Consider the following 22,895-nt stretch of genomic DNA (forward strand, 5'->3'; position numbering starts at 1 on the left):
CTTCTGGGGTTTTTTGTGGCATGCACATCGAATGACAGGAGTAATAGTGGATTTCAAACAGTTTAATTTGCACCCCAAGGTCCAGGCAGGCATCGAGGCCATGGGGTACGTCACCCCGACCCCCATCCAGTTGCAGGCGATCCCGTCGGTCATCACCGGCCAGGACGTACTCGGCCTGGCGCAGACCGGGACCGGAAAGACCGCCGCTTTCGGCCTTCCCATGCTGCACCGCCTGGTGCAGGAAGAGCGCGGGCATGTCCGCGGCCTGGTCTTGGCCCCCACCCGTGAGCTCGCCGAGCAGATCAACGAGGCCTTGAACGGCATGGGGAAGCAGACGCGCCTGAGAAGCGTCACCGTCTATGGCGGGGTCAACATCAACACCCAGATCAAGAAACTAAAGGAAGGGGCCGAAATCGTGGTCGCCTGCCCGGGTCGCCTTCTGGACCACATCTCCCAGGGGACCATCGACCTCTCCAGGGTCGAGATCCTGGTGCTGGATGAGGCCGACCAGATGTTCGACATGGGCTTTCTCCCCGACGTGAGGAAGATCCTCAGGGCGCTCCCCGGCAAGAGGCAGAACCTGATGTTCTCCGCCACCATGCCCGACGACATCCGCAGGCTGGCCCACGAGATCCTGCGCAACCCGGTCACGGTGCAGGTGAGCCGCACCGCTCCGGCAGCGACCGTTTCCCATGCGCTCTACCCCGTGGGACAGCACCTGAAGACCCCGCTTCTCTTCGAGATGCTGAAGCATACCGACACCGAGAGCGTGCTCATCTTCACCAAGACCAAGCACCGCGCGAAAAGGGTAGGAGAGCAGCTGGAGAAGGCGGGGTACAAGGCGACCTCACTGCAGGGGAACCTTTCCCAGAACAGGAGACAGGCGGCGCTCGACGGCTTCAGGGACGGCACCTTCCAGATCATGGTGGCAACGGACATCGCCGCCCGCGGCATCGACGTCTCGCTCATCTCCCACGTCATCAACTACGACATCCCCGACACCCCGGAAGCCTACACCCACAGGATCGGCCGGACCGGCCGCGCCGCGAAGACCGGCGACGCCTTCACCATGGTGACATCGGAAGACGACTATATGGTGCGCAGCATCGAAAAGGTGCTGGGTACGAAGATCGAGCGCCGGCGCATCGAGGGGTTCGACTACGCGGTCCCCGCGCCGCAAAAGGACACCGAGTTCGCCCGGCCGCCCCGCGAACCTCAGCGCCGCAAAGACGGCGCCAAGCCGGGTGCCGGGAAACCCGCCGCAACCAAGGTGGGCGCAAAGCCAGGCTCCGCCAAGCCGGCGACAGCCCCAGGCGGCAGGAGGAGCGTTCCCATGCCGGTAATCGGCGCTAAAGCGACGGAGCCCGGTGGTCGCAGCGCCACCGGCCGCCCTGCCGAGGGGAATGGTGCTTCGGCTGGCGGACGTGAGGGCGTGGGCGGGAGCGGGAAAAGGCATCAGCATCCCGGCGGCAACCGCCCCGCCAACCACGCCGCCCGCCGCAGCGGCAGGTAGCCAGGTTACTTAAGCAAAAAAAGAGGGGGATGGGCACAACGGCCCATCCCCCTCTTTTCGTTTTCGTCAGGTGCCTTTTGTTATGCCGACCACTGCCCGTGCAGGTTGCAGTACTCGCGCACCTTGATCTCTTTGGCGGTCACCGGGAAGGTCGCCTCGGGAGCCTGCCCCGGCTGCAACTGGGCGCGGTAAACCTTGCCGTCGGCTATCACCTCGATCCACTCGATGTAGTGGGCGCTCTCCATCGGGTGCGGGACGCTCCCGACCTTCACGGTGATGCTTCCCTCTCCCCGCTCGACAACCGGCACGTGCTTCTCCTTGGAAGCGTCGACGGTGTTCTCCTTCTGCAGCGTCATCGGCGCCCCGCAGCAGACCAGTTCGCCCGCACCCGGATGAAATACCTCCACGATGTTCCCGCAGCTCCCGCACTTGTAGATTTCCAATGCCTCTGCCATGTCATTCCCTCCTTTTGGGTTGATTAATTATTCAGCCAGCCGGCCAGGCTTCTGGCCAGGTACCTGTTGTCATCATCAAGAAACTTGTTCTGGAACAGCGCATCGTCGCCGAAGGCGATGAAGCCTCCCTTCCCCACGTCGCCGGCAACGGCCACGCCGAAGCTTGCCGTCTCCTTCTTCTCCTGGACCTTGTCCATGTTGAGGTCCACCCAGGCCTGCGGCCCCGTAGCCGCGACCACGCGGGCGGTGTGGGCCAGGTTCATAAGCCCCCAGGCACCGTGCACGCTGAACCGGGTGACCCCGGAGAGGGCCGGATGGGGCTCTATCTGCTGCACGTAAAACCTGATTGGGTCGTTGTCGATCACGTTCTGCCGCTCCTGGACCACGCCGTTGGTGTAGGTCACATGAAGGCTTTCGAGGAGCGTTGCCATGGGAGGGGCTATGTGCAGCATCACGGCCAGCTTGCCCCCCCCCTGCATGAAACGTTGCAGCGCTTCGATCTCAGCCGGGTGCAGCGCGTTGAAGGCGCCGCTGATCACGACGGCATGGGCACCGGCAAGCGTCGCGTCGCTGAAGGGCTGGTCAATGGTCGCGACCTCGGCACCCGCCGACTTCAGTATCTCGGCCAGCCCCGAAAGCTGCAAAGGCCCCGGGTTGTTGACCAGGAAACGCTCCCCGTGCCCGGTGTCGAAGAGGACCTTCTGGGCCGCTTCTCCCGGGGTGGTCCAGATTAAGGAGGCCAGTACAAGTATACTCATTAATTTCAAAATGCCAGTCATCACATCCCCCTTGAAGGAAATTTTAAATAGGACTATTCCGGTCTTGTTGGTCCTTATAACAGCATTGCCCCCGGCATGCAACTCTTTTTTTCCGTCAGGGGATTACCGGCGTTGACAGGGAGGCTGGCGCCGATGTATTACATGGTATCCGAGGCAACAACATCAAGTCAGGGGAGATAGAGATGATTGCGCACATAGTGTTGTTCACGTTGAAGGAGTCGACTCCTGAGGGGATCGAGAAGGCAAAGGAGCTCCTTTTGAGCATGGAGGGGAAGGTCGAGATGCTGCGCCAGCTTGAAGTGGGGGTGGACGTGATCCGCTCTCCCAGGTCCGCGGACATCGCCCTTTATACAAGGTTCGACTCCCTGGAAGATCTCCAGGCCTACCAGGTGCACCCCTACCACGCCGACACGGTCGCCGCCTACATGAGGAGCGTCTGCTCTTCCGTGGTCGCCGCCGATTACCACTGCTAGAAAGCAAAAACAAATAGAAACGAGGAGGAGTACCAGAATGGAGCAATGTGCCTGTGGAACCGGTCTTGCCTACGCTGAATGCTGCCAGCCCATCATCAAGGGCCAGCGCCCCGCGGAGACGGCAGAGGCACTGATGCGCGCGCGTTACGCGGCGTATGTCAACGTGGAGACCGATTTTATCTTTGAATCCACCCACGCGAAGCACCGCGAGGGTTACGACCATGACGGGACCCGGGCCTGGGCCGCGAACTCGGAGTGGCTGGGGCTGCAGATCATCTCGACCAAGGACGGCGGCAAGGACGACAACGCCGGCGAGGTGGAGTTCGTCGCCCGCTGGAAGGAGAAGGGGGAGGAAAAGGTGCACCACGAGCGCGCCCTTTTCAAGAAGGAGAAGTCGCGCTGGTTCTTCACCGACGGCCTCCCGGTGACCGCGGCGCCGCAGCAGCCGATCGTGAAGGGCCCGAAGATCGGTCGCAACGACCCCTGCACCTGCGGCAGCGGCCAGAAGTACAAGAAGTGCTGCGGCAAGTAGCGTAGCTGGAACATTATCAAAATGAAAAGGGGCGAGTGGAAACCACTCGCCCCTTTTTTTCTTCCAGGCTTACCGGGCAGCTTGGATATCCTGGCCCGCGAAGCCCTGCTACGACAACCCGCGTTCCCCCCTTTGCGAAGGGGGGAACGCGGGGGGATTCCTCTCCGTCTATTTCTGGCTTTCCAAAAGCGCCTGGTTCACGTCCTCGATCAGGTCGTCGATGTGCTCGATGCCGACCGAGAGCCTGATCAGGTCGGGGGAGACACCGGAGGCTATCTGCTGCTCCTCGTTCAGCTGGCGATGGGTGGTGCTCGCCGGGTGCAAGACGCAGCTCCTCGCGTCGCCCACGTGCACCACCAGCGCCACGAGCTGACAGCTCTCCATGAATTTCTTTCCTGCCGCGGCCCCTCCCTTGATGCCGAAGGTAAGGACGCCGCTAGCCCCCTTGGGAAGGTACTTCTTGCTGCGGGCGTAGCTTTTGTGGCTCTCGAGCCCCGGGTAGGTCACCCAGCTCACCGCGGGGTGCTTTTCCAGGTACTTGGCCATGGCAAGCGCGTTCTCGCTGTGGCGCTGCATGCGCAAAGGCAGGGTCTCAAGCCCCAGGTTGAACAAAAAGGCGTTCATCGGCGCCGGGCAGGAGCCCAGGTCGCGCATGAGCTGCACCCGCGCCTTGACGATGTAGGCCAGCTTGCCGAAAGTCTCCAGGTACTTGAGGCCGTGGTAGCTGGAGTCCGGCTCCGTCATCTCGGGGTACTTGCCGTTGCCCCAGTCGAAGTTGCCGCTGTCGATGATGACCCCGCCGACGCTGGTGGCGTGGCCGTCGATGTACTTGGTGGCGGAGTGAATGACGATGTCCGCGCCGTGGTCGAAGGGACGGCAGAGATAGGGTGTCGGGAAGGTGTTGTCGATGATGAGCGGCACCTGCATCTTCTTGGCTATGCGGGAGAACTTCTCGAAGTCGAGCACGTTCAGCCCGGGGTTCCCTATGGTCTCGCCGAAAAGGGCGCGGGTCTCGGGGCGGAAGGCGGCCACGATGGCGGCCTCGTCGGCCTCGGGATCGACGAAGGTGACCTCGATCCCCATCTTCGGGAAGGTGTTGGCGAAGAGCGAGTAGGTCCCGCCGTACAGGGTGCTGGCGGCGACCACGTGCTGCCCGGCGCGGCAGATGTTCATGATGGCCATGCTGGTGGCGGCCTGTCCGCTGGAAGTGGCCATGGCGGCGACGCCCCCTTCCATGGCCGCTATCTTGGATTCGAAACCCTCTGCGGTCGGGTTGCTGAGCCTGGTGTAGAAATGTCCCCCCACCTCGAGGTCGAACAGTTTCGCCACGTGCTCCGCGCTGGAGAACTTGAAGGTCGTGCTCTGGTAGATCGGCAGGATCCTGGGATCTCCGTCCTTGGGGGCGTATCCCTCCTGGATCGCCTGAGTCTCGATGCGCCAATCCTTTTTCATGTTTCCCTCCTGTGAAAATCAGATGCCGAAATGCAGGGCGGTATCATAGCAGATTGCCCCGCCGTTTGCAGGGAAATATTAAAGACGGCCGCCGCCAAGGCCCCCGCGCGGGGAATACGCCTTGCCGCTGTTTCCGTAATGTGCTAATAAAGCTGAGATCAAAATCAAGGAGGGGATGATGCCCGTCGCCGATAAGATATCCGGTTTCATTGCGAAATCATCGTGGATCAGGAAGATGTTCGAGGAAGGTGAGAAGCTGCGCGCCGAGTTCGGAGCCGACAAGGTCTACGACTTCACCCTGGGTAACCCCGACGTGGAGCCCCCGCAGCCCTTCCGCGACGAATTCCAGAAGCTCGCCAAGGCGCCCGTCCCCGGCATGCACCGCTACATGAACAACGCCGGGTACCTTGAGACGAGAAACGCCGTCGCGCGCATGCTCTCCGCCGCCTCAGATCTCCCGGTGCAGGGGAGCCAGGTGGTGATGACCTGCGGCGCGGGGGGTGCACTCAACGTGGTGCTGAAGACTATCCTGAACCCTGGCGACGAGGTGATCATCCTCACCCCGTACTTCGTCGAATACCGCTTCTACATCGACAACCACGGCGGCGTCCCGGTCGAGGTCTGGACCGACCGCGATACCTTCCAGCTCGATATCGCCGCCATAGGCGCCGCGATCAACGAGAAGACCCGCGCCATCATCATCTGCTCCCCCAACAACCCCACCGGGGTCATCTACCCCGCGGAGAGCCTCGCCGCTCTCGGCGCGCTGGTGGCCGGCAAGGAGAAGGAACTCGGGCGGCAGATCTGCGTCATCTCCGACGAACCCTACGCCCGGATCAGTTACGAGGGGAAGGGGGTGCCAAACATCTTCCGCTACGTCGCCAACTCCGTCATCGTCACCTCGCACTCGAAGGACTTGGCCCTTCCCGGCGAGCGCATAGGTTACCTCGCCGCGAACCCGAGGATGAAGGACGTGGAGCAGTTCATGGAAGGGGCCGTCTTCTCCAACCGCGTGCTCGGCTTCGTCAACGCGCCGGCGCTGATGCAACGGCTCGTGGCCGGGCTGCAGCACGTCTCCGTGGACATCAACGCCTACCAGGAAAAGCGCGACCTCCTCTACGAATCGCTCACCAAGCTCGGCTTTAAGATGGTGAAGCCGGACGGCGCCTTCTACTTCTTCCCCAAATCGCCTCTTGCCGACGACATCGAGTTCGTGAAGCTGGCCCAGAAGCACCGCATCCTGCTGGTCCCCGGCGCAGGCTTCGGCGCCCCCGGCTACTTCCGTATCGCCTACTGCGTAGACAAGGGGATGATCGAGCGGAGCCTCCCGGCCTGGGCGGAACTCGCACGCGAAGCGGGGCTCGCCGGTTGAGCGTTGCGCTGCGGAGCACCCTCCCGGAGGCAAGGACCACCATGACCGAGACCATACTGATAGTTGACGACGAAGAGGGGATCCGTTCCTCCCTGGCCGGCATCCTCGAAGACGAGGGATACCGGACCGTCTGCGCCGCCGACGGCGTCGAAGCGCTCGCGCTCTGCGCAAAGGAGCTGCCCGGGCTCGTGCTTTTGGACATCTGGATGCCCAAGATGGACGGCATCGAGACGCTGCAGCGCCTGAAGGAAGCGCACCCGTTCCTGAACGTCATCATGATGAGCGGCCACGGCACCATCGAGACGGCGGTGAAATCGACCAAGCTCGGCGCCTACGACTTCATCGAAAAGCCGCTTTCGCTGGAGAAGGTGGTGGTCACGGTGGAAAACGCCCTGGCGATGAACCGCCTGAAGGAGGAGAACGCCGCCCTGCGCGACCAGGTGCAGCAGGGGCACGAGATGATCGGGAATTCCCTGGCCATGCTGCAGCTATCCGAGCAGATCCGCCTCGTCGCCCGGACCAACGCCTCGGTGCTGATCACCGGCGAGAACGGGACCGGCAAGGAGCTCGTGGCCCGCTCGGTCCATTTCCACAGCCTGCGCCGCGACAAGCCCTTCATCGAGATCAACTGCGCCGCCATCCCCGAGGAGCTGATTGAAAGCGAGCTCTTCGGCCACGAGCGCGGCGCCTTCACCGGCGCGGTGGCGCAGAAGAAGGGTAAGTTCGATCTCGCCGACGGCGGCACGCTCTTTCTGGACGAGATAGGCGACATGTCGCTGAAGACCCAGGCAAAGGTGCTGCGGATCCTGCAGGAGAAGAAGTTCGAGCGGGTGGGGGGCACGAGGACCCTGGAGGTGGACGTCCGCATCGTCGCCGCCACCAACAAGCTCCTTGAGGAGGAGATCAGAAACGGCGGCTTCCGCGAGGACCTCTACTACCGGCTGAACGTGGTCCCCTTCAAGGTTCCCCCCTTGCGGGAACGGCGCGACGACATACCGCTTTTGGCCGGGTACTTCCTGGAGGCCTTCTGCTCGCGGGAGGGGAGGGAGTCGAAAAGGATCGTCCCCGAGGCGATGGAGGCCCTGAAGCGCTACGACTGGCCGGGGAACGTGCGCGAGTTGAAGAACATCGTGGAGCGTCTGGTGATCATGACCCCCGGCGGCACGGTGACCGTCAACCACCTCCCCGACTACATCCGAGGCGATGGCGCGGGGAAGGACGCCGCCGGTGGCAAGCTCGACAGCGTGCTGGAGCTCTCAAGCCTCAGGGAGGCGCGCGAGGAGTTCGAGCGGGAGTTCATCATCCAGAAGCTGGAGGAAAACGACTGGAACGTCTCCAAGACGGCCGAGGCCATCGAGCTTGAGCGGAGCAACCTGCACCGCAAGATCAAGAGCTACGGCATAGACATGAAGAAGTAGCAGGGGCGTCCATGTACTTCAAACTATTCCTGCTGTTCCTCATCGTCCCGGTGATCGAGATCTACCTCTTGATCAAGGTGGGATCGGTCATCGGCGGGGTCGCCACCGTGGCGACGCTTTTGGCGATCAGCCTTTTCGGGGCCTGGCTCATGAAGAGCCAGGGGGGACGGATCCTCACCGAGATCCGCGACGAGCTCTCCCGGGGGAGGCTCCCAGCCGCAAGGATGCTGGACGGCGCCCTCGTCTTCATCGGCGGCGTCCTCCTCGCCACCCCCGGCTTCTTCACCGACTTCCTGGGGATCTTCTTCCTGATCCCGGCCACCCGCCGCGTCATCAAGGGGTGGCTTGGGCTCTGGCTGCAGTCCCGCATCTCCCGGGGGGGCTTCGTGGTAAGGCACCATCGCTGACCGCGCCCGGCATTGCCACGGCACCTCCTCTCACCCGTAACCTCTCCAAAATATTGCACCCATTCCTTTTTCGGCTACAATTTCTGCTGTCGCTTTTTATGTATAGCGAACGGGCCTCGTTTTAATTAGGGTCTCGAACTCTGCCTGGAGCGCAAGCATGTTCCTCGTCGAGCAGTACAAAGGATGTCTGGTAACCGAGCAGGCCGTCGAGATGGTAGAGCGCAAGGGGACCGGGCATCCGGACCAGATCTGCGACTGTGTCATGGATGCCATATCGGTAGCCCTTTCCCGTGCCTACCTGGAAGCGTTCGGCACGGTGCTGCATCACAACATCGACAAGGGGCTGCTCGCGGCGGGGCGCGTGGAGAAGCGCTTTGGCGGCGGAGAGGTGATAGAGCCGATGGAGTTAACCATCGGGGACCGGGCCACCTTCAGTTTCGCCGGCAAGGAGATCCCGGTACGCGAGATCGCCCTGGCTGCGGCCAAAGAGTGGATCGGTAAGAACCTGCGCAACGTCGATCCGGAGCGACACTTGGAGTACCGCATCAAGCTGGCGCCGGGGTCGCAGGAGTTGACCGACATCTTCGCGCGCCAAGGCGAGGTGAGGGGAGCCAACGACACCTCGGCGGCCGTGGGGTACTATCCCCTGAGCCCGACCGAGAAGACGGTCCTCTCACTGGAGAGGGAGCTTAATTCGGAGCGCTTCAAGAAGCTCTTTCCCGAAACCGGCGAGGACGTGAAGGTCATGGGGCTGCGCCGGCGTGACGAGCTGGACCTTACCGTGGCCATGCCGCTTCTGGCGGCAAGGGTCGGGTCGGAGCGGGAGTACTTCGAACGAAAGGAAGCCGTGGCCCATGAGATGAGGCGCTTTCTGCAGGGAGCCCTGCGGAATTTCGCGCGCGTCGACCTGCACTACAACACGCTCGACGAGCCCGGCCGCGGGCTGGGCGGGGTGTACCTGTCGCTTCTTGGGACCTCCGCCGAGGACGCCGATTCGGGGCAGGTGGGGAGGGGGAACCGGGTGAACGGGGTGATTCCCATAGCGAGACCCATAGGCACCGAGGCCGCTGCCGGGAAGAACCCCATGAGCCACGTGGGGAAGATCTACAACATCCTGGCGCACCGGATGGCGCGCGAGATCTGCAATTCCGTGGCGGGGGTGCAGGGGGCGCAGGTGATGCTCTTGAGCCGGATCGGCGACCCGGTGGACCGCCCGCACATGGCCAACGCCCAGCTGGTCATGGAACCGGGGCGGCGGGCGGTGGAGGTGGAGAGGGAGGTCGAGGAGGTCTTCGAGCGCGAGTTTTCGGGGATAAATTCCTTCTGCCTCTTGCTTGCCAAGGGTGCGTTCCCTGTTAGTTGACGCCGCACATTTTGCGCGGCCGCCTTTCATTTATTAGAGGGTACGGTAGACTGTTGTATCAATTCATTAGGAGGAGGGGGGGACATGGCGCTTGATCCGGCAATTCTGAACGAGGCCAACACGACGGAAGACGAGGTCCGCAAGACCATAGCGGAGATCACCAAGGGGGTTTTTTCCACCATGGTGATGCTCGACGTAGTCGATGAGCCCCCTCTCGAAGAGCCTGTGCTGAACTTTCATGAGACTGTTACCAGCATGGTCGGCCTCGCCGGGAGCCACTCCGGCATAGTTGCCATTCATTGTCCCAAGAAGCTCGCCCTCATGGTCACTTCCAACATGCTGGGGATGGAGGTCACCGACGTGGACGAGGACGTAAACGATGCCATGGGGGAGATAGCCAACATGGTGGGGGGCGACGTGAAGCACATCTTCTCCCCCAAGGGGGCCGACATTAACCTTTCCATTCCGACGGTTATCTACGGCAGCGATTATGCGCTGGAGAGCATCTCCAACTCCGATGCGCTGGTTATGCCCTTTGTCTGCGGAGAGGAGCGCTTCCTGCTCTCCTTCAAGATCGGCAAGTAGCGCTCCGGGTCCCGAAGACGGCGCCGCGACCTGAGCCGGAAGGCTAAACGGCACAAAAGGTTGACAAAAGGCGGGTTAGTGGTGAAAAATGAGCACCTGTTGAAACTAGGGGGCACCTGGCGGCGCCGCAGCGCTTCAAGCGCCATCGACACCGCAAGCCCCGACAATTAAAGTGGAGGGTAATTGGACACAATCTTCGTCGAACTGCTGGTCATCGCCATCCTCATACTGCTGAACGGGTTTTTCTCCTGCGCCGAATTCGCCATCATCTCCATCAGAAAGAGCCGCGTAGCGCAACTGGTAGCCCAGGGCGACCAGCGGGCCGCGCTGGTTGAATCCCTGCAGAAGGATCCGCATCGCCTGCTCGCCATCGTACAGATCGGGGTGACCGTGGTGGGATCGACCGCCTCCGCGGTGGGGGGCGTGATAGCGGTCGACTACATCCGCCCCATCCTGCAGGTATCCCCCTTCGCCATGATCCGTAATGCAGCCGAACCTCTCTCCCTCACCATCGTGGTCGCAGTCATCTCCTACCTGCTGCTCATCCTGGGAGAGCTGGTCCCGAAGACCATAGGGCTTCAGTACGCCGACCCGGTGGCGCTCAGGATCGCCAAGACCATCACCTTCCTGGCGAGGATCGCCGGGGTACTGGTATCGGCGCTCAGCTACTCCACCAGGGCCGCGCTGGCCCTGTTCCGGATCAAGGGTGAGGGGAAGGCGTTCATGACGCGCGAGGAGGTGCAGCACATCGTCGCCGAGGGGCACGAAAGCGGCATCTTCAGCGAGACCGAGCATACCTTCATCGACAACCTCTTCGACTTCACCCATACCGCCGTAAGAGAAGTGATGGTCCCCCGCACCAGGGTGGTCGCCTTCGACCTGAACCTCTCCAACGAGGAGATCCTGAACGGGGTGCTGGACAACATGTATTCCCGCTACCCGGTGTACGTGGGGAGCATCGAGGAGACGGTCGGTTTCATCCACGGCAAGGATCTTCTGGGAAGGATGGTGCGCGAGCCCGGTTTCGACATCCGCTCCATCGTCCGTCCCCCCTTCTTCGTCCCCGAGGGGAAGAAGGTGAGCGAGCTCCTGAAGGAGATGCAGAAAACGCGCGTGCACATGGCGTTCGTGGTCGACGAGTACGGCAGCATCAGCGGCATAGTCACCACCGAAGACCTGCTCGAGGAGCTGGTGGGCGAGATCGAGGACGAGCACGACGTCGGGGAGCCGAGCACGGTGCAGATCCTGGCGGACGGGAGCTACCTGGTGGACGCCCTCATCTCCGTTTCCGACCTGGAGGACCTGCTGGAGATGGACCTTGGCGAGGATCTCCCCTTCGACACCCTGGCCGGGCTGATACTGGACCGCATCGGCGGCTTCCCGGAGCAGGGCGAGCAGCTCCAGCTGGGCGAGTACACCCTGACCTGCGAGGAAGTGACCCGTACCGGCATCACCAAGGTGAAGATCGCAAAGACAGGGCCTAGGGACTAGGGGCTGGGGGCTGGAAAATCAGGGAGTAGGGACTAGGGACTGGAAAATCAGGGAATAGGGACTAGGGGGCTAGAGACTGGGAACTGGGGGGAATGAAGTTAGCCCCCAGCCCCCAGCCCCTAGCCCCTGCTTTTTTAGCTTCTGTGAGGCTTTTTCGCCAGCAGGATGGATGTGAGGATGGAGATGGCGAGGGTCCCGACGATGAAACCCAGCGACAGCAGCAGCGGGATCTCCACCACGTCGACGAGAAGCATCTTCGCGCCCACGAAGGCGAGGATGAAGGAGACCCCAAGCTTCAGGTAAACGAACATCTCCATCACGTGGGCCAAGAGGTAGTAAAGGGAGCGCAGCCCCATGATGGCGAAGACGTTGGAGCTGTACACGATGAACGGGTCGTGGGTCACGGCCAAAACTGCGGGTATCGAATCGACGGCGAAGATTACGTCGCTCGATTCGACCACCACCAGGGTCAGAAACAGAGGGGTCGCGGCCCAGACGCCGTGCCTCTTGATGAAGAACCGATCCCCCCAGGTCCTTTTGGTTATGGGCATGAAGCGCCGCACCAGCCGTACCAGCGGATTTTTCTCCGGCTCGACTTCCTCATCCCCCCCGAAGGCCATCTTGATCCCGGTGTAGATCAGGATCCCCCCGAAGATGTAGACCATCCAGTGGAACCGCTCGATCAGCTCGATCCCGACCAGGATGAAGATCCCCCTCATAACCAGCGCGCCGATGATCCCCCATTTCAGGATCTTGGGCTGCTGTGCCTTCGAGATCTTGAAGTAGGAGAAGATCATGATGAAGACGAAGAGGTTGTCGACCGACAGGGACTCCTCGATGAGGTAACCGGTGAAGAATTCCAGCGCCTTCGCCGATCCCATGAAGTACCAGATCCCTGCGTTGAAGGCCATGGCAAGCCCGACCCACACGGTGGTCCAGGCGAGCGCCTCGCGGAACTTGATCTCGTGGCTCTTGCGGTTGAAGACGAACAGGTCCAGCACGAACATTACGGTGATGATGGCCGCGAAGGCAACCCACATCAATTCCCTGGTAGACAAAAAAACCTCCTTTTAACGCCCCATCTGCTCGAGTCTCGCGATCCTCTCTTCCATCGGCGGATGGGTGGAGAAGAGCCTGGCGATCCCCCCCGCGGTGAGGGGATTGACGATGAACATGTGTGCTGTGGCCGGCCGCGCTTCCTGCATCGGGAGCAGGTGTGAGGCCTGGTCCAGCTTTCTCAGCGCGTTGGCGAGCGAGCGGGGGTGGCCGCAAAGCCTCGCTCCCCCCTCGTCGGCCAGGTACTCGCGCGACCTGGAAACCGCAAGCTGGATCAGCATGGCCGCGATCGGCGCCAGGATGGCGAGTGCCAAAGTGCCGATGACGCCTCCCCCTTCCTCGTCGTCGCTTCTGTGCCCGAAGATCGCCGCCCACTGCGCCATGTTCGCCAGCATCGAGATCGCCCCGGCGACGGTGGCCGCTATGGTCGAGATCAGGATGTCGCGGTTTGCGACGTGGCTCAGTTCATGTGCCATCACCCCTTCCAGCTCCTCCGGGGTGAGGATGCGCATGATCCCTTCGGTCGCGGCCACGGCGGCATGATCGGGGTTCCGGCCGGTGGCGAAGGCGTTGGGGCTCTCCGAGGGGATGATGTAGACCCGCGGCATGGGGAGGCCTGCCTGCACGGTGAGCCGCCGGATCATCCCGTAGAAAGCGGGGTTCTCCATCTCGCTGATCTCCCGTGCGCCGTACATGCGCAGTACGATCTTGTCGGAAAACCAGTAGGAAAAAGCGTTCATGGCCAGGGCCATGAAAAACGCCAGGTACATCCCCCCCTGTCCCCCGATCGCTGCGCCGAGCCCGATCATGAGCAGCGTGAGAGAAGTGAGTAAAACGGCAGTCTTGAATCTGTTCATGACGTACCTCCCTTGAGGTTGACTGACAGCTCAAATAAAAAGACCTTTACCCAGGTGCGTCGGCACTGGATAAAGGTCTTGCATGCTCTGACAGTTGTCATCGCCCCGTGTCCGGGCTTTGTCAGCCGTCTTGACGAACACGGGTCGGTTGCCGTGGCAACCGATTGCTACTCCCCTTTACACCTTGAGAAATATAGGTAATGACTGGCACCGTGTCAACCAGAAAGCTTCACCCCCCGATACTGTCGGTCAGCAGGATGGCGTCGGCCAGCTGGCGCATGGAGATCCTGCGGTCCATGGCGAGCCGCTGCATCCTCCTGAAGGCCTCTGCCTCCGAGAGCTTGTCGCGGTCCATCAGGCGCCCCTTGGCCTTTTCTATCACCTTCCTGCTTTCGATGCTCTCCTTCAGGGCCGATACCTCTTCCTTGAGCCGCTCCTCCCGGCGCGCCGCCGCGACGGACAGCACCAGCGCCGCCACCAGTTCCTCTTCCCGCACCGGCTTGGCGAGGATGGTGTACAGCAGCGACTCCCCCCATTTCTGCACCTGCTGCAGCTCGCAGCTCCGGGCGATCATGATGATCGGGACGCCGAGCTGGTCCCAGAGCCTCTTCACCGTGGCCCCCATCTCCTGCTCCTCGTCGGCGTATTCGATGACCGCCACCTCGGGACGCAGCTCCAGGGCGTCGCCCAACAGTCCGCCGGTGCTCCCGGAAGCTATTATTTCAGCATAACCCAGCTCGCCGAGCCTCTTTTTTAGGCTCTCCAGGAGCTCCTCGTCGCGAACGTACAGGACCGCTTTTCCCATGTCTTTCACCTCCTTACGACGATTGGACTAGCCGCGTGGCGGCATATCTGCCGTGGTAAGAGCATAGAGCGTTCCAAAAAAAAGATTCTGGTGCTATAAGTTCTAGATCATTGGAGGTGCCTGTGAAAAAGAAGGGAATCATTGCGGCATTGCTGGTGGCAGCGGCGGTGGCGGTTTTTTTCTACCTCCGTCACGGCCGCAACGGGGAAAGCCCCACGGCTCTGCGCATCTCCGGGAACATCGAGGTGACCGAGGTGCAGCTGAGCTTCAAGGTTCCGGGGAGAGTACAGGAGCGGCTGGTCGACGAGGGGATGCAGGTTGCCCGCGGCCAGGTGGTTGCGCGCCTGGAAGACCGCGAGCTTGCCGATGCGCTGAAGCTGGCGCAGGCGGATGAGGCTGCCGCCGCCGCTTCGCTGGCCGAACTGGAGGCGGGCAACCGCAGCGAAGAGGTGGCCCAGGGTGCGGCGCTTTTAGCTCGCGCCGAGGCCGAATCCGCGCGGGTTGCGGCCGATTTCCAAAGGAGCAAGGCCCTCTTCGCCAGGGAGGTGATCCCCCGGCAGCAGTTCGACGCCGCCAAGGCTGCCTACGAAGGGGCCGCAGCTTCCGTGCGCGAGCGCAGGGAGGCGCTGCAGCTTTTGCGCAAGGGTGCGCGGCGCGAAAGGGTGCAAGCCGCCCGTGCGGCCCACGAGGGGGCGCTGGCGCGGCTCTCCACGGCAAAGGAGCGTCTGGGGTACGCCACCTTGGCGGCGCCGGTTTCCGGGGTGGTGCTCAGTAAGGCGATCGAGCCGGGCGAGCAGGTGGCGGCGGGGACCCCGGTGGTCACGCTGGGCGACCTCGGGGACTGCTGGCTCAAGGGGTACATCCCCGAGACGGAACTGGCGCGGGTGAAGCTCGGGCAAAGGGCGCGGGTGACGACCGACGGCCTTCCCGGCAAGGCCTTCGAGGGGAGGGTGAGCTTCATATCCAGCCAGGCGGAGTTCACCCCCAAGAGCGTGCAGACCGAGAAGGAGCGGGTGAAGCTCGTCTACCGGGTGAAGATCTCTTTGGCGAACCCGGGGATGGATCTGAAGCCTGGGATGCCGGCGGACGCCGTGATCGACCTCGGCGCGCCGCAAGCGCGCTGACAGGGGGAGAGCGATGGCTCAGGGTGAGGCGATCAGCACCAGCGCGCTGCAAAAGCGCTTCGGCGAGGTGACCGCGGTGGAGGAGCTCACGCTTGCCGTGCAGGCGGGAGAGCTCTTCGGCCTGGTCGGCTCCGACGGCGCCGGCAAGACCACCACGCTCAGGATGCTGGCGGGGATCATGGACCCCAGCGGCGGCGAGGCCACAGTACTTGGGCGGAACATGGCGCAAAGGGCCGAGGAGGTGCGCGGCGAGATCGGCTACATGAGCCAGCGTTTCGGGCTCTACCCCGACCTGACGGTGCTGGAGAACCTCCGTTTCTACGCCGACATCCACATGATCCCCGGACGCGAGCAAGGCTCCCGGATCGACGAGCTTTTGGGATTCAGCAACCTCACCCCCTTCAAGGACCGGCTAGCGGGAAAGCTCTCCGGCGGCATGAAGCAAAAGCTAGGGCTTGCCTGTGCGCTGGTGCACCGGCCCCGGGTGCTCTTTTTGGACGAGCCGACCAACGGCGTCGACCCCGTTTCGCGCCGCGACTTCTGGCGCATACTCCACGGCCTTCTGGGGCAAGGCGTTGCCATCCTGGTTGCGACCGCGTACCTGGACGAGGCCGAGCGCTGCCACAGGGTGGGCCTCATGCACCGCGGCAGGCTTTTGGCCTGCGACACCCCGAAGGGGCTCAAGAAGCTCATGAAGGGGGGCGTCCTGGAGTTGACAGCCGCGGAGCCTCGAAGAGCCGTGCGGCTTTTGTCCGGCGCCTTTCCGTCAGGAAGCGTGGCCCTTTTCGGTGAAAAGGTGCACCTGTACTTCGATGAAGACCCGGAGCAGGCGAGGGAGCGGGCCGTGGCGACCCTGAAGCCGGAGGGTCTGGAGCCTTCAAGGGTGAGACAGGTCGAGCCTACCCTGGAAGACCTTTTCGTCTCTTTTTTGCGTTGAAGCTTCTGCCGGCCTGCCAGCAGATCACAGGTTCCCTGATGCTGCGGGCTCCCGAGGAGGAAATTCGAACCAGTGAGCGGTGACACACCCACTACGAACGCGCAATCCCCCCAGCCGCAAGTCAGCCTGCGTGAACTGACCCGTCGCTTTGGCGACTTCACCGCGGTTAACCGGGTCACCCTCGACGTGGCGCGGGGCGAGATCTTCGGCTTTCTCGGGCCCAACGGCGCCGGAAAGTCCACGACGATCAGGATGCTCTGCGGTATCCTCCCCCCAACTTCCGGCAGCGGGACCGTGGCCGGTTACGACATCGCCACCCAGTCGGAGCAGATCAAGAACCAGATCGGCTACATGAGCCAGAAGTTCTCCCTCTACGAGGAGCTGACCGTGGAGGAGAACATCGACTTTTACAGTGGCATCTACCGCATCCCCGCCGAGAAGAAAAGGGAGCGCAAGGAATGGGTCATCGAGATGGCAGGGCTCGCCGAGCAGCGTGGAACCCGTGCCGCGGCCCTTTCCGGGGGGTGGAAGCAGCGGCTCGCCCTGGGGTGCGCCGTCCTGCACGAGCCCCCCATCGTTTTCCTGGACGAGCCCACCTCGGGGGTCGATCCCATCAGCAGGCGCAGCTTCTGGGAGTTGATCTACCGCCTTTCCGGCGAGGGGGTCACCATCTTCGTCACCACGCATTACATGGAAGAGGCCGAATGCTGCGACCGCCTGGGCTTCATCTTCGGGGGAGAGCTGATCGCCCTGGGGACCCCGGCGCAGCTCAAGGCGGAGTTCCCAGGGGAGATCGTCGAGGTCGGATGCGAGCGCCCCTTCGAGCTTTTGCAGCGGATCGAGTCCCTGCCGGGGGTGAAGAGCGCGGCGCTCTTCGGGGCGGGGCTGCACCTGGCGGTGGAAAACGCCGGGCAGGCGATTGCCGCGATCAAGAAAGAGGTCCCCGACCTGGATCTCAGGATGGAGCGCATCACCCCGTCCCTGGAGGACCTGTTCGTTTCCTTCATGGAGGCGCAGGGAACGCGCGGCTAGCCCCTGATTTTCCCTAATGTTTCCGGGCACCCGCCCGATAAAGAGATACTGCAACCAAATCCACTTAAGCCGCTGCCGCAAGCCTCTTGCGCGCAGCCCGGGCCTTTGCCCAAGCGGTGTTTGAAGCTCCACTTCCACAGGTGACAGATGCGTTTTCGGGGATCTCCCGCAACCTCACATACCAAAGGCAGGATGGCCTGGTTTCTCTGCGGGGGAGTGCTGCTGCTTCTTTGCGCGGTCGCTCTCTACGAACATCGTTGGCTCCTGGCCGCCTTGATCTTGCTCGCCATCGGGGCGCTGCACGCCATGCGCTTCAAGTGGCGGCTGCAATCGGACGACGCGGTAAGGCGCAGCGAGGAGCAGCTCCGCATCTCGCAGCGCATCGCCCGCATCGGGAGCTGGGACCTGGACCTTGCCAGCGGCAGGCTGGACTGCTCCGAGGAGTTGTGCCGTATCTTCTCGGTGCCGCTTGACGAGGCGCCGGACAACTACGACGGCCTTCTGGCGATCCTCCCTGAATGCGGCAAGGACGCCGTAGCCGCCGCGGTCGAGGAGGCCCTCACCGGACGCGACTCCTTTGCCGTGGAATACTCGCTGGTGCGCCCCGGGGGAAAGGAGTGCTTCCTTTTCGAGGTGGGGGAGGTGTTCAGGGACGATTCCGGGGCCGCCCTTCGCGTGGTGAGCGTGGTGCAGGACGTGAGCGAGCAGAAGGAGGCGGAAAACGCCCTCTTCTTCGAGAAGCGCTACCGCGGGCTGATCGAGAACCTTCCGCAGCGCATCTTCCTGAAGGACTGCAACTCCGTCTACCTCTCCTGCAACTCGAGCTTCGCCCGCGAGCTCGGCGTCGAACCCGGGGACGTCTTCGGCAAGACCGACTACGACCTGTTCCCGCCCGCCTTGGCGAGAAAGCGCCAGGAGGACGACGAGAAGGTGATGGCGGCCGGCGCGGCGGTGGAGCGGGACGAGCAGCGCGAGAGGGACGGCGCCTGGATCAGCAAGGCCCTCGTCCCCCTGAAGGACGACAACGGGCGCGTCTACGGCCTGCTCGGCGTTTTGACCGACATCACCTTCAGAAAGCGCGCCGAGGAGCAGTTGAAGGAGAGCGAGGAACGGTTCCGCAACATCTTCGAGCAGGCCGCGGTCGGCATCTGCCACCTCTCCCTGAGCGGGACGCTGATCCGCATCAACAAGCGCTTTTGCGACATCCTGGGCTACGAACAGGAGGAGCTTTTGGGGTGGTCGCTGGAGCAGACCTTCCACCCCGAGGACCGGGCGGCAGAGCAGCTGCAGGCCGAAAGGCTCCTGGCGCGTGAGATCGACAACTACAGCATCGAGATCCGCCAGTTGAGGAAAGACGACTCGGTGGTCTGGGTGAACCTGACCAAGTCGCTTGTCTGCGGTCCCAAGGGGGAGCCCAAGTACCTTGCCGGCGTCATCGAGGACGTAACCACGAAGAGGGAGGCCGAGGAGCTGCGCCGCGAGCGCGATCTGGTGCAGGCGGCCAGCCACGCCAAGAGCCAGTTCCTGGCCAACATGGGGCACGAAATCCGCACCCCGCTGAACGCGGTGATGGGGCTGAGCCGGCTGGCGCTGAAGACGGAGCTGGACGCAAAACAGCGCGGCTACCTGGAAAAAATCGGCTCGTCGAGCCGGACCCTTCTGAACATCATCAACGACATCCTCGACTTCTCCAAGATCGAGGCGGGAAAGGTGGAACTGGAGAAGACCGAGCTGAACCTGCACGAGGTGCTGGCCAACATCTCCGACATGCACCACTCCAAGGCACAGGAAAAGGGGATCGAGTTCCGGGTCCGCCTTGCCCCCGATCTTCCGAAGAAGCTCGTTGGCGACCCGCTGCGCCTGACGCAGGTGCTGAACAACCTGATCGCCAACGCGGTGAAATTCACCGAAAAGGGAGAGGTGGTGGTAGCCATCAAGCCGGTCCGGCGCGATGAGGAAGAGGTGGCGGTCCAGTTCTGCGTCCTCGACACCGGCATCGGCATCGCCGCCGAGCAGATGGAGAAGATCTTCACCCCCTTCACCCAGGCGGACAGCTCCACCACGCGCCGCTACGGCGGCACCGGCCTGGGGCTTTCCATCAGCCGGCAGCTGGTGGAGCTGATGGGGGGGGGACTGCAGGTGGAGAGCTTGCCCGGCTCCGGCAGCAGCTTCTGCTTCACCATTCCCCTCGCGCTTCCTGCCGCCGGAAAGCCGGTCGGGGAACCGCGGGAACAGGAGCTGCCGGACCTCAGATTGCTGGTAGTCGAGCGCGACCAGGAAGCGCGCGCCGGCATCGAGGAGATCATGGAAGGGATGCCCTTCGCGCTTCAATACGCGGAAACGCTCCCCGAGGCCCTCGACGCGCTCAAGGACCAGGCCCCGCCGGAGTACCCTCCCTTCGACCTGCTGGTGGTCGATGGCGCGACGACCGGACTGGACGGCATGGAGAAGATCTGTCGCGGCATCTGGAGCCGGTACCGCAACCTGCTTCCCGTCCTTGCCACGGTGGGTCGGGAGCATCTGGAGACGGTGCGGCAGCAGGCGGACGAGTGGGGTGTGGCGGCGGTCCTTTGCGCTCCGGCGCGCCCCTCCTCTCTTCTCGACACACTGGTCCGGGTGCTGGCGCGCTCCAGCAAGCTGTGGCCGGAGGTCGAACCGTGGCCGCCGCAGAAAGCTGTCCGGCGCAGGAAAGCGGCGGCCGCGGCGGGTAGCTTCGAGCCGGCGAAGCTCGCCGCCGAGAAGGCGAAGCTGGAGCGGCTGCTGGCCAAGAACAGCCTGGACGCCAAAAGGCAGTTCGAGAAGTTCTGCAGCGCGGTCCCCGCGGGGGAATTCGCCGAAGAACTCCAGGCGCTGGAGCGCTGCCTGGAAAAGCTTGATTTCAGAAAGGCACGGCAACTGCTCTCCGCCTTCCCGGCGGACAGGCAGGAGCCGCACTTGGAACAAAGGGAGAGCCCATGAAACGCCAGACGGTCATGATCGTCGATGATACCCCTGCCAATATCGAGATCCTGAGCGAGACCCTGGGGGAGGAGTACGAGCTTTTCTTCGCCACCAGCGGGGCCGACGCCCTGGAACTGATCCGCGCCGACAAGCCGGACCTGATCCTTTTGGACATCATGATGCCGGGGATGGACGGCTTCGAGCTCTGCTCCATCCTGAAGGGGGACCCAGCCACCCGCGACATCCCGATCATCTTCGTCACCGCGATGATCGGCGAGGAGGAGGAGATCAAGGGGCTGGAGCTAGGCGCCATAGACTACCTCACCAAGCCGATCTCCCCGCATATCGTGCGCGCCCGGGTGAAGAACCACCTGGAGCTGAAAAGGTACCGGGACCTCCTGGAGACGCTCGCCAGCGCCGCCGACCGCGCCAAGAAGGAGTTCCTGCGAAGCGTGAGCCACGAGCTGCGCACCCCGCTCACCCCCATCATCGGCATGACCGACCTCGTGCTCGACAGCGAGGAGGACGACAACAAGCGCAAGTACCTGGGCATGGTGCAGAAATCGGCCTTGCGCCTTTTGGGGATCGTCGAGGACCTGATCGAGACCAGCAGGCTCGAAGGGGAGGGGAGCGCTCCCGAATACCGTCCCTTCCTGCTCAAGGCGTTCCTGGACACGGTCTCCATGGAGGCCCGGAGCCAGGCGGAGGGCAAGGGGCTCGATTTCCAGGTCACCCTGGACCCGGCGCTTCCGGAAGCGGTCAGCAGCGATCAGGGGATGCTGCACAAGGTCCTTTCCATGCTTTTGGGAAACGCCGTCAAGTTCACGCCGGCCGGCAAGGTCTCGCTGGAGGTGCGCCCCCAGGAGGTGGCGGGAGAGCTTATGCTGCAGTTCTCGGTGGCCGACACCGGGATCGGCATCGATCCTGCGGATCTGGAGCGGGTCTTCAGCGACTTCACCCAGTCCGACGGCTCCATTACCCGCTCCTTTCCGGGACTGGGGCTTGGGCTTACCCTGGCCCGGCGCATGACCGAGCTGATGAACGGCAGCATCTGGGCGGAGAGCGCGCCAGGGGGAGGGTCCATGTTCCAGGTGCAGATCCCCCTGCTGCTTCCTGAACCGGCGTCTCCCGGCGCGGCAGTCGCGGAGGCGGACGGAGCCGGACAGTGAAGGCGAAAAGGGTCTCGGCAGTAGCCCGCAAGGAGTTCCTGCACGTCCTCAGGGACTGGAGGAGCCTCGGGATCGGCATCGCCATCCCGCTGGTGATGCTCTTTCTCTTCGGCTACGCGCTCACCCTCGACGTGGACCGGGTGCCGCTCGTCGTCTGGGACCAGAGCCAGACCCCGGCCAGCCGCTCCTTCGTCAGCGGTTTCAGCGCCTCGCGCTACTTTCAGCTCGTCGGACAGGCTCAAGGCTACGGCGAGATCGAGCGGGCCATAGAGGCCCGGCGGGCTGTGATCGCGCTGGTGGTCCCGGTCGACTTCGCCGGGAAGATCTCCTCCGGGCGCGGCGCCTCGGTTCAGGCCATCATCGACGGCAGCGACTCCAACGTCGCCTCCTATGCGCTTGGGTACGCGGAAGGGGTGACCCGCACCTACAGCAATGAGGTCACGCTCGACGCCGTCAGGCGTGGGGGCTTGCCTCAGCCGGCAAGCGGGCTGGACCTGGAGCCGCGGGTCTGGTTCAACAGCGACATGGAGTCGCGCAACTATATCTTCCCCGGGCTGATCGCGGTGGTGATGATGGTCATCGCGGCGCTTCTGACCTCCCTCACCGTTGCCCGCGAATGGGAGGTGGGGACCATGGAACAGCTGATCGCTACGCCGGTCACCTGCGGCGAGCTTATTCTTGGGAAGCTGATTCCCTACTTCTGCATCGGGATGCTCGACCTTCTGCTCGCTGTCCTCGTCGGCGAGTTCGTCTTTCACATACCGCTGCGCGGGGAACTCTGGCTCATCTTCGCCTCCTGTTCCGTCTTCCTGGTCGGCGCCCTCTCGCTCGGGATACTGATCAGCATCGTCACCAGGAGCCAGTTCCTCTCCAGCCAGATCGCGCTCGTGGCCACCATGCTCCCAGCCTTCCTGCTTTCCGGGTTCGTCTTTCCCATCGCCAACATGCCGTACCCGATACAGCTCTTCACCCACGTCGTCACCGCGCGCTATTTCGTCACCCTCTTGCGGGGGATCTACCTGAAGGGGCTGGGGCTGCGGCTCCTTTTCGGCGAGGCGCTCTTCCTTCTGGCCTTCGCCGCGCTGGTGCTCACCCTGGCGCACCACAAGCTGCGCAAGAAGATCGAGTGAGGGGG

21 protein-coding genes are annotated in these 22,895 nt (G+C 63.1%); 15 read left to right on the forward strand and 6 right to left on the reverse strand.

What is annotated here, in order from left to right; all coding sequences use genetic code 11:
* Nucleotides 1–46: 46 nt before the first annotated feature.
* Nucleotides 47–1,513, forward strand: a complete 1,467-nt coding sequence (locus tag GEOBRER4_RS04700; protein WP_185244437.1) for a DEAD/DEAH box helicase — start codon at nucleotides 47–49, stop codon at nucleotides 1,511–1,513.
* A gap of 80 nt (nucleotides 1,514–1,593) precedes the next feature.
* Here the strand turns inward: GEOBRER4_RS04700 and GEOBRER4_RS04705 are convergent, their stop codons facing one another.
* Complete coding sequence (locus tag GEOBRER4_RS04705; protein ID WP_085813598.1) at nucleotides 1,594–1,968, reverse strand: desulfoferrodoxin; 375 nt, start codon at nucleotides 1,966–1,968, stop codon at nucleotides 1,594–1,596.
* Between the two features lie 23 nt (nucleotides 1,969–1,991).
* Nucleotides 1,992–2,726: a DUF4350 domain-containing protein gene (locus GEOBRER4_RS04710; protein ID WP_226377888.1), complete on the reverse strand. Its 735-nt coding sequence runs from the start codon at nucleotides 2,724–2,726 to the stop codon at nucleotides 1,992–1,994.
* Between the two features lie 203 nt (nucleotides 2,727–2,929).
* On the opposite strand from GEOBRER4_RS04710, the gene GEOBRER4_RS04715 reads away from it, so the two are divergent.
* Nucleotides 2,930–3,220 (forward strand): Dabb family protein, encoded by a 291-nt coding sequence (locus GEOBRER4_RS04715; RefSeq protein WP_085813596.1) that lies wholly within the window; start codon nucleotides 2,930–2,932, stop codon nucleotides 3,218–3,220.
* A gap of 37 nt (nucleotides 3,221–3,257) precedes the next feature.
* Entirely contained in the window at nucleotides 3,258–3,752 is a 495-nt protein-coding gene (locus GEOBRER4_RS04720) for a YchJ family protein (protein ID WP_085813595.1), read from the forward strand.
* Nucleotides 3,753–3,920: 168 nt separating this feature from the next.
* Here the strand turns inward: GEOBRER4_RS04720 and GEOBRER4_RS04725 are convergent, their stop codons facing one another.
* On the reverse strand, nucleotides 3,921–5,204 hold the full coding sequence (locus GEOBRER4_RS04725) for an O-acetylhomoserine aminocarboxypropyltransferase/cysteine synthase family protein (protein WP_185244439.1): 1,284 nt from the start codon (nucleotides 5,202–5,204) through the stop codon (nucleotides 3,921–3,923).
* A 178-nt stretch (nucleotides 5,205–5,382) separates the two neighbouring features.
* On the opposite strand from GEOBRER4_RS04725, the gene GEOBRER4_RS04730 reads away from it, so the two are divergent.
* From GEOBRER4_RS04730 to GEOBRER4_RS04755, 6 genes are all read left to right on the forward strand, one after another.
* Nucleotides 5,383–6,576 carry a pyridoxal phosphate-dependent aminotransferase gene (locus tag GEOBRER4_RS04730; protein ID WP_185244440.1) on the forward strand — a complete coding sequence of 398 codons (1,194 nt, stop codon included), beginning with the start codon at nucleotides 5,383–5,385 and terminating at the stop codon, nucleotides 6,574–6,576.
* 41 nt (nucleotides 6,577–6,617) lie between these two features.
* Nucleotides 6,618–7,994 (forward strand): sigma-54-dependent transcriptional regulator, encoded by a 1,377-nt coding sequence (locus GEOBRER4_RS04735; protein ID WP_085815145.1) that lies wholly within the window; start codon nucleotides 6,618–6,620, stop codon nucleotides 7,992–7,994.
* Nucleotides 7,995–8,005: 11 nt separating this feature from the next.
* On the forward strand, nucleotides 8,006–8,401 hold the full coding sequence (locus GEOBRER4_RS04740; RefSeq protein WP_185244441.1) for an FxsA family protein: 396 nt from the start codon (nucleotides 8,006–8,008) through the stop codon (nucleotides 8,399–8,401).
* Nucleotides 8,402–8,558: 157 nt separating this feature from the next.
* On the forward strand, nucleotides 8,559–9,764 hold the full coding sequence (locus GEOBRER4_RS04745) for a methionine adenosyltransferase (RefSeq protein WP_185244442.1): 1,206 nt from the start codon (nucleotides 8,559–8,561) through the stop codon (nucleotides 9,762–9,764).
* An 84-nt stretch (nucleotides 9,765–9,848) separates the two neighbouring features.
* Nucleotides 9,849–10,349, forward strand: a complete 501-nt coding sequence (locus GEOBRER4_RS04750) for a chemotaxis protein CheX (RefSeq protein WP_085813590.1) — start codon at nucleotides 9,849–9,851, stop codon at nucleotides 10,347–10,349.
* A 183-nt stretch (nucleotides 10,350–10,532) separates the two neighbouring features.
* Nucleotides 10,533–11,840 carry a hemolysin family protein gene (locus tag GEOBRER4_RS04755; protein ID WP_185244443.1) on the forward strand — a complete coding sequence of 436 codons (1,308 nt, stop codon included), beginning with the start codon at nucleotides 10,533–10,535 and terminating at the stop codon, nucleotides 11,838–11,840.
* 134 nt (nucleotides 11,841–11,974) lie between these two features.
* Here the strand turns inward: GEOBRER4_RS04755 and GEOBRER4_RS04760 are convergent, their stop codons facing one another.
* The 3 genes from GEOBRER4_RS04760 to GEOBRER4_RS04770 all read right to left on the reverse strand — a co-directional run bounded on the left by GEOBRER4_RS04760 (nucleotide 11,975) and on the right by GEOBRER4_RS04770 (nucleotide 14,558).
* On the reverse strand, nucleotides 11,975–12,898 hold the full coding sequence (locus tag GEOBRER4_RS04760; RefSeq protein ID WP_185244444.1) for a TerC family protein: 924 nt from the start codon (nucleotides 12,896–12,898) through the stop codon (nucleotides 11,975–11,977).
* Between the two features lie 12 nt (nucleotides 12,899–12,910).
* The gene (htpX, locus tag GEOBRER4_RS04765; protein ID WP_185244445.1) at nucleotides 12,911–13,753 is read right to left on the reverse strand and encodes a zinc metalloprotease HtpX; all 843 of its coding nucleotides are present in this window, start codon (nucleotides 13,751–13,753) and stop codon (nucleotides 12,911–12,913) included.
* Nucleotides 13,754–13,982: 229 nt separating this feature from the next.
* Complete coding sequence (locus tag GEOBRER4_RS04770) at nucleotides 13,983–14,558, reverse strand: ANTAR domain-containing response regulator (protein ID WP_185244446.1); 576 nt, start codon at nucleotides 14,556–14,558, stop codon at nucleotides 13,983–13,985.
* A gap of 122 nt (nucleotides 14,559–14,680) precedes the next feature.
* On the opposite strand from GEOBRER4_RS04770, the gene GEOBRER4_RS04775 reads away from it, so the two are divergent.
* The 6 genes from GEOBRER4_RS04775 (at nucleotide 14,681) to GEOBRER4_RS04800 (ending at nucleotide 22,890) form a co-directional block, all read left to right on the forward strand.
* Nucleotides 14,681–15,682 carry an HlyD family secretion protein gene (locus GEOBRER4_RS04775; protein ID WP_185244447.1) on the forward strand — a complete coding sequence of 334 codons (1,002 nt, stop codon included), beginning with the start codon at nucleotides 14,681–14,683 and terminating at the stop codon, nucleotides 15,680–15,682.
* A gap of 13 nt (nucleotides 15,683–15,695) precedes the next feature.
* Complete coding sequence (locus GEOBRER4_RS04780; RefSeq protein WP_185244448.1) at nucleotides 15,696–16,619, forward strand: ABC transporter ATP-binding protein; 924 nt, start codon at nucleotides 15,696–15,698, stop codon at nucleotides 16,617–16,619.
* 72 nt (nucleotides 16,620–16,691) lie between these two features.
* Nucleotides 16,692–17,651 carry an ABC transporter ATP-binding protein gene (locus GEOBRER4_RS04785; protein WP_185244449.1) on the forward strand — a complete coding sequence of 320 codons (960 nt, stop codon included), beginning with the start codon at nucleotides 16,692–16,694 and terminating at the stop codon, nucleotides 17,649–17,651.
* Between the two features lie 192 nt (nucleotides 17,652–17,843).
* Nucleotides 17,844–20,609: a PAS domain S-box protein gene (locus GEOBRER4_RS04790; RefSeq protein WP_185244450.1), complete on the forward strand. Its 2,766-nt coding sequence runs from the start codon at nucleotides 17,844–17,846 to the stop codon at nucleotides 20,607–20,609.
* Nucleotides 20,606–21,760, forward strand: a complete 1,155-nt coding sequence (locus tag GEOBRER4_RS04795) for a hybrid sensor histidine kinase/response regulator (RefSeq protein WP_185244451.1) — start codon at nucleotides 20,606–20,608, stop codon at nucleotides 21,758–21,760. Before GEOBRER4_RS04790 ends, GEOBRER4_RS04795 begins: the two co-directional genes overlap by 4 nt.
* Nucleotides 21,757–22,890 carry an ABC transporter permease gene (locus tag GEOBRER4_RS04800; protein ID WP_185244452.1) on the forward strand — a complete coding sequence of 378 codons (1,134 nt, stop codon included), beginning with the start codon at nucleotides 21,757–21,759 and terminating at the stop codon, nucleotides 22,888–22,890. Before GEOBRER4_RS04795 ends, GEOBRER4_RS04800 begins: the two co-directional genes overlap by 4 nt.
* The last annotated feature ends 5 nt before the right edge of the window (nucleotides 22,891–22,895 follow it).

Source organism: Citrifermentans bremense, assembly GCF_014218275.1.
GTDB lineage: Bacteria > Desulfobacterota > Desulfuromonadia > Geobacterales > Geobacteraceae > Geomonas > Geomonas pelophila.